We start from the raw sequence: 16,181 nt of genomic DNA, 5'->3' as shown, positions 1-16,181 counted from the left end.
TTCGATCACCTCGGGCGGGTATTGGATAGGCCGGCACTGAAAACGGCCATGTTCAACTCCCGGCCAGAGTTACTCACATTGGCAACCATCGCGATTTGAGCCATGATGAGGAACGTGAAAATTGCCAAGCCCGGCTCCCTGAAGATGCCGTCGGGCACCCGACTCGTAGCAGCGATGGCCGTGTCGCTTGGCGTGCTCGGCGCGGGGGTGGCCCCTGCCGCCCACGCCGACGCAAACGACGACAAATTCATCCAGCTGCTGATTGCCGACGGCATCACCCACGATTCCGTCCCCGCTGCAATCGCGGCAGCGCGGAAGGTCTGTGAGTACCTCGCCCAGGGGATGACGCCCAACGAAGTCGTCATCGACGTGATGAACAGCAGCAGCCTGCCCGACTACGACGCAGGCTACTTCGTCGGCGCGGCCATTCGCGCCTACTGCCCGCAGTACAAGCCGCCGCCGGAGCCTGCACCTCCGCCGGCACCGCCGTCGACCTAACGAAACGGCCACAAACCACCACAAAACGGCGAGCCGACGCCGTTGCGCCTTCGTCTGTGCGTACACTTTAACAACAGGTGAACAGACGGAGGACTAAAAATGATCACGAAGATAATAATTGGTGGCGCGGTCGTTCTAGGTGCCACGGTTGGACTCGCCGCACCTGCTAACGCGGACGTGGTGTTCAACCAATTTTCCTGTACCTGCGGGGCACCGCCCCCATTCGCCAGCCCACTGGCCGCGGATCGCATCAACCAGGGTATTCACGACGCCTTGACCCGCGTGCTGCCTGGCGACAACGGCTAACCGGCCGCTCCCTGTCCGACAGCTTGGACAGCGGCGTGCTCGTGTAGCGCCTGCTCAGCGTTCACCGGAACCGGCATCAGGTCGAAGACGACCTCCTTGACGGTTCCGGTGAACGCGTAGGGCGCCCTATCCTCGTATTCGCGATCGACGACCAACCCGTTGTCGCGGCCGATGTCCATCCCCGCGTACGACGTGAAGGCCAGACTCACCGTCTGCGGCAGTTCGCCCTCTCCGATCAACCGGTCGCCGGCCCATAGCGTCACGCGTCCCCCCGAACCGACGACGGGCTGGGCCGATTCGAACAGCATCCGCACGGTGACATCGCCGACGGGCAGTGCCTCGGTCGATACCTGCCGATAGGTCTCGACGCCGAGGAACGAATACGTGTGGTGCAGCTTGCGCTCCTCGTCGACCCACAACGCGAACCCGCCCATGAAGTCGGCGTTGGCGACGAGCACCCCCTGCGCTCCGGCCCCGGGGATGTGCAGCCGCGCTTCGATCGCGTAGGAACGGCCGAAGATGCGCGGCACCATGCCGCGCTGAATGTTCTGCACGCCGCCGGAGAAGCTGAACCGCGTGGTGGTGGGCAGCGGCGGCAGGTCGCCGAACATCACCGCAAGTCCGCCGAGAAGCGGTAGTACCCGGTTCTTTTCAGCTTCGTGCCACCACAGTTCGATCAGCTCGGCAAGCTTGTCGGGATGCTCGGCGGCCAGGTCGTTGGCCTGAGAGAAGTCGTCGGGCAGGTAGTACAGCTCCCAGACGTCGTCGTCGGGGTCGTAGTTGCCCGGCGCGAACCGCTGCATGGTCCGCGGCGACAGATCCCATGGCGCCTTGTCCAGCCGGGCGCAGGCCCACCAGCCGTCCTTGTACAACGCGCGGCTGCCGAAGTTCTCGAAGTACTGCACGGTGTGCCGCTCTGGTGCCGCCGAGTCGTCGAAGGTGTGGATGAAGCTGGTGCCGTCCATCGGCTCCTGCTCGAACCCGTCGACACTGCTCGGTTCCGGTAAACCGATGGCCTCCAACACCGTTGGCGCAATGTCGATGCAGTGTGTGAACTGGTCGCGCACTTGGGCGTCGGGCCGGATCCGGCTCGGCCAGGCCACCACCATCGGATCGCGGGTGCCGCCGAGGTGGCTGGCCATCTGTTTGCCCCACTGATACGGGGTGTTGTTGGCGTGCGCCCAGGCGCTGGCGAAATGCGGTGCGGTGTCCTCGTCGCCCAGCGCCTCGATCCCGCCGTATTGCTCGATGAGTGCCAACTGCTGCTCGGCGGTGAGATCGAGGCCGTTGATGAACGTCATTTCGTTGAACGAACCGGTGTTGGTGCCCTCCATGCTGGCGCCGTTGTCGCCCCAGATGTAGAAGACCATCGTGTTGTCGGACTCGCCGAGACCGTCGATCGCGTCCAGCAGGCGACCGACATTCCAGTCGGCGTTCTCCGAGAACCCGGCGAACACCTCCATCTGCCGGGCATAGAGTTGGCGCTGGGTCTGCGACAGGCTGTCCCACGCCGGAAAAAGATCGGGCCGCTCGGTGAGTTCGGCGTCGGGCGGAATGATCCCGAGCTGCTTTTGCCGCTCAAAGGTCTTCTGCCGGTACACGTCCCAACCCTCGTCGAATTGACCGCGATACTTGTCGGCCCACTCGGCGAACACGTGGTGCGGCGCGTGGGTGGCGCCGGTCGCGTAGTACATCATCCACGGCTTGGTGGCGTTGGCCGCCCGCACGGTGTGCAACCACTCGACGGCCTTGTCGGTGAGATCGTCGGGGAAGTAGTACGGCTTACCACCCTGGCCCGGGGGTATGCCAAGCACGGAATTGTCCTGGCTGATGATCGGGTCGTACTGGCCCGCGGCTCCCGACGGGAAGCCCCAGAAGTGGTCGAATCCCCAGCCGAGCGGCCAGTTGTCGAACGGACCCGCAGCGCCCTGCACGTTGTCCGAAGTCAGATGCCACTTGCCGAAAGCGCTTGTTACATAACCGTTGTCGCGAAGAATCCGCGGTAGCGCGGCGCAGCTGCGCGGCTTGGCCGTCGAGTAGCCGGGGTAAGGCCCGGGAAACTCGCACACCGATCCGAAGCCGACCCGGTGGTGGTTGCGTCCGGTCAGCAACGCCGCGCGGGTCGGCGAGCACACCGCGGTAACGTGAAATCGGTTATAAACCAACCCGTTACGCGCCAACCGGGACAGTGTCGGGGTGCGGATAGCGCCGCCGAAGGTGTCCGGGCCGCCGAAGCCGGCGTCGTCGATCAGCACGATCAGCACGTTCGGCGCGCCCTCGGGTGCGGCGGCACCGGGCACGATCGTCCAGTCCCCCACCGACTCAGCCACGGTGCGGCCCACGGTGCCGCCGAAGCCGCGCTGCGGGATCGGTAACCGGGTGCGGTCCGGGTTGAACTTGCCCATCGCCTCACCGAGCGCCACGCCGAAGCCACGCAAGGTCGAATGACCAAGCTCTGCAATAGATTTCATCGGCGAGCCGGCCAGCGCCTGCTGGACGGCCAATCGGGATTCGTCCGGAGCCAGGACGACGATCACGGCACTGTCGGCGGCCATCTGTTCGCCGATCTGGTCGGATAGCCCGCCCTTGACCTTCTGATTCAAGAAGGTGCCCGCCAGGGCGCCGGCCGCGGCGCCGACTGCCGCCGTGACCACCGACGCCGGCGAGAGCAGGCCCGCGGCCAGGCCCGCGCCCGCCCCCCACTTGGCGCCACGACGGCCGAGGCGATTGCCGCTGTCGACGAACACGCGATTGCCCTCGGCGTCCTTGCCGACCAGCACCGCGTCGCGTACCCGCAGGCTCTTGGCCTTAGCGCGGTCGGTCAGGGTGTGAAAGTCGTGGCGGGCTGCCTCGAGGCCTTGATAGCCGGCAACGATGACCAGCGTGCGTTCTTCGCTCATAACCAACTTATAGACCCCCGGCGTCAGTACGCGGAGATCTCATCCTCATTCGGCAATACTCCGCTGTTGATGAAGATGACACGACGGCCGATCTCCACGGCGTGGTCGGCGAAGCGCTCGTAGAAGCGGCCCAGCAATGCCGTTTCGACACCGGCGGAGACGCTGTGCGGCCATTCCCGATCTATCAGCACACCGAACAGCTCCCGATACAGGTCATCCATCGCGTCGTCTTGCTCGTGAAGCAGACCGGCTTGTCGCGGATCGCAGGATATCAATGCGCTTTTCGCACTGTCGCCCAACGTAATTGCCACCTTGGCCATGGCCGTGAAGTAGTCGCCGACTTCGGCGGGCAGGACGTGGTTGGGGTACTCGCGCCGGGCGATCTTCGCGATATGCACCGCCAGCGCACCCATGCGTTCCACGTCGGCGATGATTTGTATCGAGCTGAAGACCGCTCGCAATTCGCTGGCCACCGGTTGTTGCAACACCAGCAGCGCGAAGGCTTCCTTTTCAACGCGGGCCCGCAATGCCACGATCCGCTCGTGGTCGCCGATCACCTGCTCGGCGGCGACATTGTCGGCCTCGAGCAGAGCCCGGGTCGCGCGCTTCATCGCGACGCCCGCCAGGGCGCACATGTCGCCCAGCTGCGTGGTCAGGTTGGCCAGCTGTTGGTGATAGGCGGTACGCATCGGTGAAGACCTCCCTGAAAGCGAGTGGCTCGACAACGATGTTCGCCTTGTTCGGGAACCGCTCGCAAGGGACGAAAGCCCCTGAAGGGGGGCCTTACGCCTCCTCTGAATCAGCCCGGCGCCACATAGTCTGGCGAGGTGATCACGCCGCGTGGTTTACCGGGCTTTGCCTTGGTGACCGGCCCGTTGCGGGCGACGGTCGGCGGCACCCTCAGCAAAACGTTAACCCATGCCGCGCCGGATTTTTCGTCGGCGGCACGCGCGACGGCGGGCGTGCTGATCGAGGCGCTGGGCGGCCCCGCGGCACGGCGCACCAGTCGCAGCGGGCCGCGGTGCTGGATCGAGGTGCGAGGTCTCGGCGGCGAACATGCCCGCGCCATCGGCACCGACGTGCTGACCGCCGTCCGCGCGACACCCGGTGTTCACACGGCCTTCCTCAACCGTGCCCTGGCGCGGGTCGTGGTGACCCTGGACACCGAAGCCGCCGATGCGCCCTCGCTGACCGACCTGTGCCGGATCGTCGAGAACGCCGAATCGCGCGCCCGGGTTGGCGCCACTCGACAACACCCGGCCTCGCTGCCGGGCGACGATGCGCTGCTGGTGGCGCGGATGGTCGCGGCCACGGCCGCCACTGTGGGCCTTGGCCTTTCACTGACCGGCAGCCTGCTGCGCCTGCCCAGAATGCCCGACTTGGTGGCCGTGGTACCGACGCTGGCCGATCACCTGCCGCGAGCGCGTCGAGAGCTGGAACAACGCCTTGGTCCGGAGGGAACCGATGTGTTGTTCGGTTTGGTCAACGCCGTCACCGCCGCGCTGACGGTGTCGCCGACGGCGGCGGCCGCCGAGGCCGCTACCAACACGCTGCTGGCGGTGGAGGCGTGGAGTTGCCGGCTGGCGTGGTTCCGGCATGAATCCACCGTGGGCTGCCAACCGATTCCGGACGATGCGGCGTTGACGACGCGGGACCGGCCCCGCCCGCCCGACGGTCCCGCCGAACGCTACGCGAACCGCATCGGCCTGGCCGGCATCGGTGCCGGCGCGCTGGTGGGTCTGCTGTCACGGAATCTCGACACGGCCGGTGCCGCCGCGCTCAGTACCGTTCCGAAGCCGTTGCGCACCGTACGTGAGGCGTTCGCCTGTGCGATGAGCAGCGGCCTCAACGTCCACCATGACGCGCTGGTGCTGCACCCTCGCGTGCTGCGCTCACTGGATCGGATCGACGCGATCATGATCGACCCGCGGGCGCTCTACACCGACGAGCTGATGGTCAGTCGCGTTCTGGGAGTGGAGAACTCGGTACGTTCCCACGCATGGGAAGCAGTGCGTGGCGAACTCGAACGTGACGGCCTGAAGCCGGGATGGCACCAGCTGGCCGACATCCCCGGCGCCGGCGGTATCGGCGAGGCGCTGATCAGCCCGGTTCGCGATCCGTTCGCCGCGGCGGTGCTGACCGAAGCGCGCCGCTCACAGCCGCGGATATTCTCCCTGTACGACGACGGGTTACGTTCTCTGGCAAGGGGATTCGACCAGCTCTATCCCACAGACGGTTCGATCGACCACGCGGTGGCAGCGGCGGTGGCCGAACTGAAGGCCGGCGGCGCCACCGTGGCGCTGCTGACGACGGCGGAGATGCGGGCCGCGCACCGGTCCGACATCACGATCGGCGTGCTGCGCGACGGGCGGCCGCCGCCGTGGAATGCCGACGTGATCGTCGACGACCTGACCGGCGTCTGGCGGGTGCTGCACGCACTGCCCGCCGCCCGGTCCGCCACCGAGGGTGCCGTCCGGCTGTCCGCCTCGGCGTCGGCGCTCGGCGCCTTGATGTTGATTCCCGGTGTGCCCGGCCGCAGTTCAACGTCGGTCAACATCGGCATGGTCACCAGCCTGTGGCTCGGATACCGGGCCGCCGCCAAGGCGTTTCGCGATCCGTTGCCCGAGCCGGAGACCAGCCACGAATGGCACGCACTGCCCGTGACGGAAGTGCAGCGACTGTTGCCCCGCCCCACCGACCAACGCGTGGTGGAAGTACCAACGTGGTGGTCCCAGCGGCCGGCGGTTCGTGCGGTACACGATGCCACCGCGGCGTCATGGGGTCTGCTCCGCGACTTCGTCGGCGAGATGCGCGGCGACCTGGCGGACCCGATCACCCCGCTGCTGGCCACCGGGGCGCTGGCCAGCGCGCTGCTCGGCTCCCCGTTGGATGCGGTCCTGGTGGGTAGCGTCCTGTTGTCCAATGCGGCGTTGTCGGCCGAGCAGCAGCTGTACGCCGAACGCACGCTGGATCGCCTGCTAGCCGTGCAGGATCCGCCTGCGCGTCGCTACGTGGGCCGAGTGCAGGCGCAGCGCTACGAGAACGTTGCCACCAGGCGGCTGCGGCTCGGCGACGTCATCGAAGTCCGTGCCGACGAGGTGGTCCCGGCGGACGCCCGACTGCTGCACGCGGTCAATCTCGAAGTCGACGAATCCACACTGACCGGCGAATCGCTACCGGTGGCCAAGCAGACCGAGCCCACACCGGGCGCCCCGCTCGCCGAGCGCACCTGCATGATCTATGCCGGCACCACGGTCGTCGCGGGCACCGCGGTGGCCGTGGTTACCGCGGCGAGCTCGCGCTCGGAGATGCGCCGAGCGCTGGCGATGGCCCCGCGGAAATTGCAAGAGGTCGGCCTGCAGCGGCAGTTGCGCCACATCACCGGCCGGGCGTTGCCGTTCAGCGTGGCCAGCGGCGGCCTGGTGGGGCTGATCAGCCTGGTGCGCGGCACACCGTTGCGCGACGCGATGTCCAGTGCGGTCACCTTGGTCATCGCGGCCATTCCGGAGGGGTTGCCATTGGTCGCCACCCTGGCCCAGCTGTCCGCGGCCCGCCGGCTCACCAGCCGATCGGTCCTGATCCGCAATCCGCACTCGATCGAAGCGCTGGCCCGGTTGAACGTGGTCTGCTTCGACAAGACCGGGACGCTCAGCGAGAACCGGCTGAGGGTCAAATCGGTGCACCCGATGGCCGGCTACACCCCGGCGCAGGTGCTCGACGCGGCGGTGAGCACCAGCTACGCCAGACACACCCATCGTGTCGACCACGCCACCGACGACGCCATCACCCAAGCCGCCGACGACCCGCGGCTGCGAGGCGACGGGATGCCGCCACCACCGCGGCGCAGCCGCGACGCGTTCCTGCCGTTCCAGTCATCCGGCCGGCCGTTCGCCGCGGCGCTGGTGGGCACTCGACTGACCATCAAGGGATCACCCGAGGCGCTCTCGTCGGCGCTGCGGCACGACGACCAGCCGTTGGCACAGCAGGTCGACGAGATGGCGGCCAATGGTCTTCGGGTGCTGGCGGTCGCCGAGCGCGAACTCACCCCGCACCAGGCCGCGGCCGCCGCGGCCAACCCGGGCTATCTGGAGAGCGTGTGCACGTCGGGCCTCACCCCGGTCGGCCTGATCGGTTTGGCAGACACTCCGCGGCCGACGGCCCGCGCCCTGCTGCAAAGCCTGTCCGAGCGCGACATCGCGGTCCGGCTGATCACCGGTGATCATCCCTGCACCGCGCGGGTAATCGCCCAAGAGCTGGGCATCGACGTGCGCGCCGATCAGGTGATCACCGGCAGCGACTGGGAAGCGCTCTCCGCCGACCAGCGGGCGCAGACCGTCAAATCCTGTGTGGTGTTCGCGCGGATGACGCCGGAAGACAAGATCGACGTGGTCCAGACCCTCGAGCGGGCGGGCCTGGTCACGGCGATGGTCGGCGACGGCGTCAACGACGCCGCCGCGATCCGGGCGGCGAGCGTGGGCATTGGGGTGGCGGCCCGCGGCAGCGACGCGGCGCGCAGTGCGGCCGACGTGGTGCTGCTCGACGAACGGATCGAGGCGCTGCTCGATGCGCTCGACGAAGGCCGGCAGTTGTGGCAGCGGGTGCACTCGGCCGTCTCGATGCTGTTGGGCGGCAACCTCGGCGAGGCGTCCTTCGCGACGATGACCGCGCTCTTGACCGGGCGGTCGGTGCTCAACGCCCGGCAGATGCTGCTGGTCAACATGCTGACGGACGCGCTACCCGCCGCCGCGCTGGCCGTCAGCCCGCAGACGGGCAAAGCCGATGAGGACCGCGACGAGGCGGCGATGTGGCGCGCTATCGGGATTCGCGGTGCGGCCACCACGATCGGCGCCACGGTGGCCTGGACGATGGCCAGCGTGACCGGCACGCCGCGGCGCGCCGCGACCGTCGGGCTGATCGCGCTGGTGAGCACGCAACTTGCCCAGACTCTGATCGACTCGCACGCGCCGATGGTGGTGCTGACGTCGGTCGGTTCACTCGGAGTGCTGGTGGTGGTGGTCAGCACTCCGGGACTAAGCCAGCTGTTCGGCTGCACCCCGGTAGACCCGCTGGCCTGGAGTCAGGCCTTACTCGGGGCTGCGGTGGCCAGCGCGCTGCCCGCGATTGCTCCCCGCCTGCTGCGGCGGGCAGCTGAGGTAATCCGACGACAAATCTCGGGCGAAGAGTTGGCCCGACTAACTCAAGGAGTCGAAAGTGGTTGGCGATAACAGTGATTCACGATTGCAGCTCACGCCTTATCGAGCCGCCTCGGAGCATCTCGACGGAGCTTGGTGGCCGCGGTCGCAGAACCTGGTCGAGGAGTTGCCCGACCTGGTGGCGTCGGTGTCCGAACGACTGGGACGGGTCGTCATGGTGGGCTACCGCCGCAACGGCTGGGACGCAACCCCGGCCCTGGCCGAGATCGGCGGGCACACCATCGAATTGCTGGGCTTCATCAGCGACGAGCCGGCCAGTGTCATCCTGATCGGCGAAGACGGCCGCCATCTCACGCTGCACGTCATCCGTCCGGACACCGACGAAGCGGTTGCCCGAGAAGCGTTGGCGAAGGTGCAAGTACCGGCGGACGCCGACGTCACCCCGGCCGGTCGTGCAACGGTGGCGCGGTCCGTGGTCGAGGTCGCGGACAAGCTGGCCCGGCACGAGGGGCTTGATGACGATCGGCGCACCGCCCAGATCAAGGACTGGTGCCAAGAGGCCGCCCAACAATTCGTCAATGCGCCGGTGCAGACCTTCGTGCCGATCCTCGTCGAACACATCGTGCTCAACCGCATGATCGAGTCCCGGCGCAAGGCCTCCTCAGCCGCCTCGGCGAGCGGCCGATGACACGTGTGTGCCCTGGTCGAACCTGATCCCGAAGCCGGCTTGACCGCGCACGAGGCCGCTCGCCGCCTTGCCGCGGTGGGACCCAACGACATCGAACGTGTCCCGCCGCTGCCGAAGTGGAAAAAGATCGTCAGCCAGTTCCGCAGTCCGCTGATTTACCTGCTACTGGCCGCACTCCTTGCCTCCCTTGTGGTTTGGGCCCTCGAGGGGGCCGCCGGCTGGCCGGTCGATGCGTTGGTGATCGGCGTCATTCTGGTCCTCAACGCCGCACTGGGTTACGGACAGGAGGCCCACGCCGAGCGCGCGGTCGATGCGTTGGCCCGGATGACGACGACCACAGCGACCGTCGTGCGCGACGGAATCGAATGCAGGGTTGCCGCAAGCGAAGTGGTGCCCGGTGATGTGCTGCTGCTGACGGAGGGCGACGCCGTGGCAGCCGATGCCAGGCTGCTGTCGGCGGACGGGCTGCAGGTGCTGGAAAGCGCGTTGACCGGGGAGAGTGAGCCGGCCCGTAAAGATCCGCGGACCCTGGCCGAGGCGACGGCGCTGGACGAGAAAGCCGGCATGGTGTTCAAGGGCACGGCGGTCGCCAAGGGCGCCGGGCGGGCGGTGGTGACCGCCACGGGGATGGCCACGCAGACGGGTCAGATCGCCGGCCTGGTGCGCGCCGTCGACGACACCGCGACGCCCTTGCAGCGCGAGATCGACCGCGCCAGCCGTGTTCTCGGGATCGCCGTGCTGATTCTCGGCGTCGTGGTGATCGCGAGCATCTTCATCGTCTTCGGCGTGCACAGCGCCGATGATGTGGTCACCGCGGTGCTGCTCGGTGTCTCGCTGGCGGTGGCCGCCGTGCCGGAGGGGCTGCCCGCCATCATGTCGGTCGTACTCGCGCTGGGAACACGGCGGATGGCCGACGAAAACGCCGTCGTCAAACAACTCTCGTCGGCCGAAACCCTGGGATCGGCCTCGGTGGTCTGCTCTGGCAAGACCGGCACCCTGACGACCGGGGAGATGACGGTCGTTCGAATCCTCACCCCGGCCGGGGATGTCAGCGTGACGGGTGCGGGATACCGGCCGGAAGGCACGTTCGAGCACGACGGGGTCCAGCTTCGAGAGGGTGAAAACCTTTGGCGCCAAACAGCATTGGTGCTCGGCGCCCGCGCCGCCGGCGCGAATGCCTCACTTCGGGAACAGGACGGCCAACGGATTGCCGAGGGCGATCCCATCGAGGCGGCCTTCCTAATTGCCCAGACGAAGCTCGGTGCCGCACCATCCCCGTCGCCGCGCGTGACCAAGGGTGAGCCGGATGCGGTGCTGGCGCGCTGCACACAGGTGCGGATCGGCGATCGACTCGTACCGCTGGACACCGCGACGAAGGCGACCATCCGGTGCGGCGCCGAGCGGCTCACGCGCGACGGGCTGCACGCGGTCGCGGTGGCCTGTCCGGCCGCGGCCGACCGGCCCGACCAGCCGCTGGCGTACCTGGGCATGGTCGGCCTCACCGATCCCCCTCGCCCAGGAGCCGCCACGGCCATCGCCGACGCCCACCGCGCCGGGGTCCGGGTGGTGATGATCACGGGGGACCATCCCCGCGCGGCGGCGCGCATCGCGCGCGAACTCGGCATCGAAGACAACGAGTCGGCGGTATCCGGCGCGGAGATCGCCGCCCAGACCGATGATCAGCTCCGGCAAACGGTGCGCCGGCACTCGCAGTACACGCAGCTGGGCCCGGCCGACAAATTGCGCATCATCGGCGCCCTGCAGGCCGACCACGAGATCGTGGCCGTGACCGGCGAGGGGACCAATGACGCACCCGCCCTGAAATCGGCGGACATCGGGATCGCCATGGGCCGCACCGGCACGGACGTCGCCCGAGAAGCGGCGAACATGATTCTCGCCGACGACAACTTCGCGACGATCGTGCGGGCCATCCGGGAGGGCCGCGGCATCTTCGCCAACATCAAGAAGTCCCTGCGATACCTGTTGTCCTCGAACATGGGGGAAGTTCTGACCGTCTTTTTCGGGGTGGTCCTGGCCGGCGCGATCGGCCTGTCGCAGGCGCACACCGTGGCGTTACCGCTGCTGGCCACCCAGATTCTGTGGATCAACCTGCTCACCGACGGCGCTCCGGCCCTGGCCTTGGGCGCGGACCCGCAAACCGAGGACTTGATGGGCCTGCCGCCTCGGGCGGCGTCGGATCGGGTCATCGACAGGCGGATGTGGAACAACATCGTCGTGATCGGCGCGGCCGTCGCGGCCGCGACACTGCTGACGATCCACCTCTATGTCCCGGGCGGCCCGCTGCCGTCGTCGCTCGACACGGCCCGCACCGCGGGCTTCACCGTGCTGGTGCTCACCCAGCTGTTCAACACCCTCAATGCCCGCTCGGAGACGCAGACCGTGTTTCGTGGCCTGTTCGCCAACGGCTGGCTGTGGGCGGCGATCGCCTTCTCGGCGCTGCTCCAGGTAGCGGTGGTGCAGCTGCCGCTGCTGAATACGGCCTTCACCACCGAGCCGCTGTCCCTGAGCCAGTGGCTGGTGTGCATCGCCATGTCCAGCACAGTGCTGTGGGTCAGCGAGATCCGCAAGGTCATCCTGCGTCGCGGTGGCTGCCGAACATACGGCGCGACCCGGTGAACGGATCGTCGAACTCGATGCGTTGAGCCAGCAATCGCAGCGGAGTGCTGAAATCGTCGGCGGCCACGTCGATTACCTTGGGATACAACGGATCTCCGATGATCGGCAATCCCAGCGACGCCATCTGCACCCGCAGTTGATGGGTGCGTCCGGTGCGCGGCGTCAGCCGGTACAGTCCGTCCGGGGACAACAGTTCCACCAGCGTCTCCGCGTTCGGCTCACCGGGCTCGATTACGGCTTGTAAGTGGCTGCGGCGCTTGATGATTCGATGGCGCACCACGCGTGGCAGCTCCAGGCCGGGATCAACCGCCGCGCGAGCCAGATACGTCTTACCGACCTCCCCGCGGGCGAACAGCATCTGGTAGGCGCCGCGCACCTCGCGCCGGGTGGTGAACAACAGCACCCCGGCGGTCAGCCGGTCCAGCCGGTGAGCGGGGCTGAGCTCGGGCAGTCCCAGCTCGTTGCGCAGCCGCACCAGCGCGGTCTGCGCGACGTGGCGACCGCGCGGCATGGTGGCCAGAAAGTGCGGCTTGTCCACGACCACGATGTCGTCGTCGCGATGGAGCACCGGGATGTCGAACGGCACCGGCACCTCGTCGGGCAGGTCGCGGTAGAGGTAGACGCTGGCGCCGGCGGGCAGCACGGTGGCCGCTTCGATCACCGCGCCGTCGGCGTCGACGACCTCACCGGCGAGGACCTTGGCCCGGGCCTGCTCACCGAACCGCGTGGTCAGCTCGGCCAGCACCGCCCCGCCGTGCAGCCGTACCCGCGCGGGCCCCAATCCGTCGCGCACCGGCAGCGGGGCGGGCCTCACGGCCGGTTCACGTTAAAGGAACCGGCTCGAGGATCTCGGCACGCGCTTCGGGCGCGCTGGCGCGCAGCTCGTCGGCCGACACGTCGTCGGGCTGGGCCTGCGACAGGATCTCGGCCTCCACCCGCGCGGTGTAGTTCGCGACCTCACGGTTGACGTCCCCGGCGCTCCAGCCCAGTACCGGAGCCACCAGTTCGGCGACCTCGCGGGCGCAGTCCACGCCGCGGTGCGGGTATTCGATGGAGATCCGCATCCGGCGGGCCAGGATGTCCTCGAGATGCAGGGCCCCCTCGGCGGCGACGGCATACAGCGCCTCGACCAACAGGTAGCCCGGCGCGTCCTTGATCGGGGTTAGCAGTTCGGGACGATCGGCGGCCAGCGCCAGCACGTCGTCCATCAGCGAGCCGTAGCGGTCCAGCAGATGGCGCACCCGGTACGGGTGCAGGCCGACGAGTTCGCCGACGTGCTCGACCTGGTTGATCAGGGCGAAATAGCCGTCGGCACCCAGCAGGCTCACCTTCGCGGTGATCGAGGGCGCCACCCGGGCCGGAACGAACTGCGACGCGGCATCGATCGCGTCGGCGGCCATCACCCGGTAGGTGGTGTACTTCCCGCCGGCGATGGCGACCAGGCCGGGCGCGGGCACCGCGACGGCGTGCTCGCGGGACAGCTTGGAGGTCTCCTCGCTCTCCCCGGCCAGCAGCGGCCGCAGTCCCGCGTACACCCCGTCGATGTCGGCGTGCGACAGCGGCGTGGCCAGCACGGCGTTGACGGTGCCCAGGATGTAGTCGATGTCGGCCTTGGTGGCCGCCGGGTGGGCCAGGTCGAGGTTCCAGTCGGTGTCGGTGGTGCCGATGATCCAGTGGCTGCCCCACGGAATGATGAACATCACCGACTTCTCGGTGCGCAGGATGATCGCGGCATCGCTGACGATCCGGTCCCGCGGCACCACCACGTGCACGCCCTTGGACGCGCGCACCTGAAAGCGCCCGCGCTGCTTGGACAGGGCCTGGATCTCGTCGGTCCACACCCCGGTCGCGTTGACCACGACATGCCCGCGCACCTCAGTCACCGAGCCGTCCTCGGAGTCGCGCACCCGCACCCCGATCACCCGGTCGCCCTCGCGCAGCAGCGCGACCACCTGTGTCGAGCACCGCACGACCGCGCCGTAATGCGCGGCGGTGCGCGCGACCGTCATCGTGTGCCGGGCGTCGTCGACGACGGTGTCGTAGTAGCGGATCCCGCCGATCAGCGAGCTGCGCTTCAGGCCCGGGCTCAGTCGCAGCGCGCCGGCGCGGGTCAAATGCTTTTGGGCGGGAACGGATTTCGCTCCGCCCAGGCTGTCGTAGAGGAAGATGCCGGCCGCGGTGTAGGGCCGCTCCCACCACCGGTGGGTCAGCGGGAACAGGAACGGCAGCGGCTTGACCAGGTGCGGTGCCAGCGTGGTCAGCGACAGCTCACGCTCGTGCAGCGCCTCGCGCACCAGGCCGAACTCCAGCTGTTCGAGGTAGCGCAGCCCGCCGTGGAACATCTTCGACGAGCGACTCGAGGTCCCCGAGGCGAAGTCTCGGGCCTCGACCAGCGCGACCTTGAGCCCGCGGGTGGCGGCATCCAGCGCGCACCCGGAGCCCACTACCCCGCCGCCGATCACGACGACGTCGAACTGCTCGGTGCCGAGTCGCTTCCAGGCCGCCGCGCGTTGCTGCGGGCCCAGCATGGACAACAGGTCACTCACGGGAACGGACTCCTCACTTGGGCCAGGCTAATCCAGATCGTCGTGTGCCATCAGCCGGCGAGCGGCCTCGGTGATCGAACCGGACAACGACGGGTACACGGCCAGCGTCTGCGCCAGCTCGTTGACCGTGATGCGATTTTGCACGGCCACGGCGATCGGCAGGATCAGCTCGGAGGCGATCGGCGCCACCACCACGCCGCCGATGACCACCCCGGTGGCCTGCCGGCAGAACAGCTTCACGAAGCCCTGCTGCAGGCCGGACATCTTGGCCCGCGCGTTGGTCCGCAGCGGCAGCATGATCGTGCGGGCCGGCACCGAGCCGTCGTCGATCATGCTCTGCGGCACGCCGACCGCCGCGATCTCGGGGCGGGTGAACACCGTCGAGGCCACCGTGCGCAACCGGATCGGGCTGACGCCCTCGCCCAGCGCGTGATACATCGCGATCCGGCCCTGCATGGCGGCCACCGAGGCCAGCAACAGCAGGCCGGTGCAGTCGCCGGCGGCGTAGATGCCCGGAACCGACGTCCGCGACACCCGGTCCACCTTCAAATAGTCGCCGCGGCCCAGCTCGATGCCGACCCGCTCCAGGCCGAGGCCGCTGGTGTTGGGCACCGATCCGATCGTCATCAGCGCGTGGCTGCCCTCGACGGTCCGGCCGTCGGTCATCGTGACCAGGACCCCGGTCTCGGTGCGGACGACGGATTCCGCGCGGGCGTTCTTGATCAGGTCGACGCCGCGCTCGGCGAACGCCTCCTCGAGGACCAGCGCGGCGTCGGCGTCCTCGTAAGGCAGCACCCGGTCCCGGCTGGCCGCCACCGTCACCGGCACGCCCAGCTCGGTGTAGGCGTGCACGAACTCGGCGCCGGTGACGCCGGAGCCCACCACGATCAGGTGCTCGGGCAGCGCCTCCAGGTCGTAAAGCTGGCGCCAGGTCAGGATCCGTTCGCCGTCGGGTTGGGCCGACGGCAGCACCCGCGGGCTGGCGCCGGTGGCGATCAGGACCACGTCGGCGTCGTGCTCGGTGGTGGAGCCGTCCGAATGGGTCGCCTTGACGCGATGCCGGGCCAGGCCGGGGGCCGAGTCGCAGAGCTCCCCGCGTCCTGCGACCAAAGTCACACCGGCACTGCGCAGTTGGGCCGCGATGTCGGCGGACTGCTCGGCGGCCAGCGTCCTGACCCGTTTGTGGATCCGCGGCAGCGAGATCTTGGCGTCGTCGATGTCGATGTCGAAGCCCAGCCGGGGCGCGCGGCGCAGTTCGGTGCGCAGCCAGGTCGACGCGATGAACGTCTTGGACGGCACGCAGTCGTCCAGTACGGCCGCGCCGCCGATCCCTTCGGAGTCGATGACGGTGACGTCGGTGGTATCGGGGTGGGATGTGGCGGCCACCAGCGCGGCTTCGTAACCGGCCGGGCCTCCACCGAGGATCACGATGCGGGTCACCACAGCCCTAACC

At 68.4% G+C, this 16,181-nt stretch carries 9 protein-coding genes; 4 read left to right on the top strand and 5 right to left on the bottom strand.

Annotated elements, in window-relative coordinates:
- Positions 1-114 precede the first annotated feature (114 nt).
- Entirely contained in the window at positions 115-498 is a 384-nt protein-coding gene (locus AC5Y5O_RS22585; RefSeq protein ID WP_243393785.1) for a DUF732 domain-containing protein, read from the top strand.
- A 302-nt stretch (positions 499-800) separates the two neighbouring features.
- On the opposite strand, the gene AC5Y5O_RS22580 is transcribed toward AC5Y5O_RS22585, so the two are convergent.
- Together AC5Y5O_RS22580 and phoU are read right to left on the bottom strand one after the other, a co-directional pair.
- Positions 801-3,704, bottom strand: coding sequence for an arylsulfatase (locus AC5Y5O_RS22580; protein WP_500027540.1), 2,904 nt, complete (start codon positions 3,702-3,704; stop codon positions 801-803).
- Between the two features lie 23 nt (positions 3,705-3,727).
- A complete protein-coding gene (gene phoU / locus AC5Y5O_RS22575) occupies positions 3,728-4,393 on the bottom strand; it encodes a phosphate signaling complex protein PhoU (protein ID WP_096285165.1) in 666 nt (221 codons plus the stop codon).
- A gap of 138 nt (positions 4,394-4,531) precedes the next feature.
- On the opposite strand from phoU, the gene AC5Y5O_RS22570 reads away from it, so the two are divergent.
- The 3 genes from AC5Y5O_RS22570 to AC5Y5O_RS22560 are packed head-to-tail and all read left to right on the top strand — an operon-like array spanning position 4,532 to position 12,182.
- The gene (locus AC5Y5O_RS22570; protein WP_096285163.1) at positions 4,532-8,929 is read left to right on the top strand and encodes a cation-translocating P-type ATPase; all 4,398 of its coding nucleotides are present in this window, start codon (positions 4,532-4,534) and stop codon (positions 8,927-8,929) included.
- The gene (locus tag AC5Y5O_RS22565) at positions 8,916-9,545 is read left to right on the top strand and encodes a DUF5994 family protein (protein ID WP_096285161.1); all 630 of its coding nucleotides are present in this window, start codon (positions 8,916-8,918) and stop codon (positions 9,543-9,545) included. Before AC5Y5O_RS22570 ends, AC5Y5O_RS22565 begins: the two co-directional genes overlap by 14 nt.
- Positions 9,546-9,548: 3 nt before the next feature.
- Entirely contained in the window at positions 9,549-12,182 is a 2,634-nt protein-coding gene (locus AC5Y5O_RS22560; RefSeq protein ID WP_096285159.1) for a cation-translocating P-type ATPase, read from the top strand.
- Here the strand turns inward: AC5Y5O_RS22560 and AC5Y5O_RS22555 are convergent.
- From AC5Y5O_RS22555 to AC5Y5O_RS22545, 3 genes are read right to left on the bottom strand one after another with little or no spacing between them, the layout of a single operon-like run.
- Positions 12,136-12,996 carry a pseudouridine synthase gene (locus AC5Y5O_RS22555; protein WP_096285157.1) on the bottom strand — a complete coding sequence of 287 codons (861 nt, stop codon included), beginning with the start codon at positions 12,994-12,996 and terminating at the stop codon, positions 12,136-12,138. The genes AC5Y5O_RS22560 and AC5Y5O_RS22555 overlap by 47 nt on opposite strands.
- Positions 12,997-13,003: 7 nt before the next feature.
- Entirely contained in the window at positions 13,004-14,710 is a 1,707-nt protein-coding gene (locus AC5Y5O_RS22550; RefSeq protein WP_096290903.1) for a glycerol-3-phosphate dehydrogenase/oxidase, read from the bottom strand.
- 45 nt (positions 14,711-14,755) lie between these two features.
- Complete coding sequence (locus tag AC5Y5O_RS22545) at positions 14,756-16,171, bottom strand: NAD(P)H-quinone dehydrogenase (RefSeq protein WP_096285155.1); 1,416 nt, start codon at positions 16,169-16,171, stop codon at positions 14,756-14,758.
- Positions 16,172-16,181: the final 10 nt, after the last annotated feature.

Source organism: Mycobacterium sp. NGS40, from assembly GCF_059812735.1.
The sequence above is the reverse complement of the archived record's forward strand: the minus strand, read 5'-3'. Positions and strand labels throughout refer to the sequence as shown.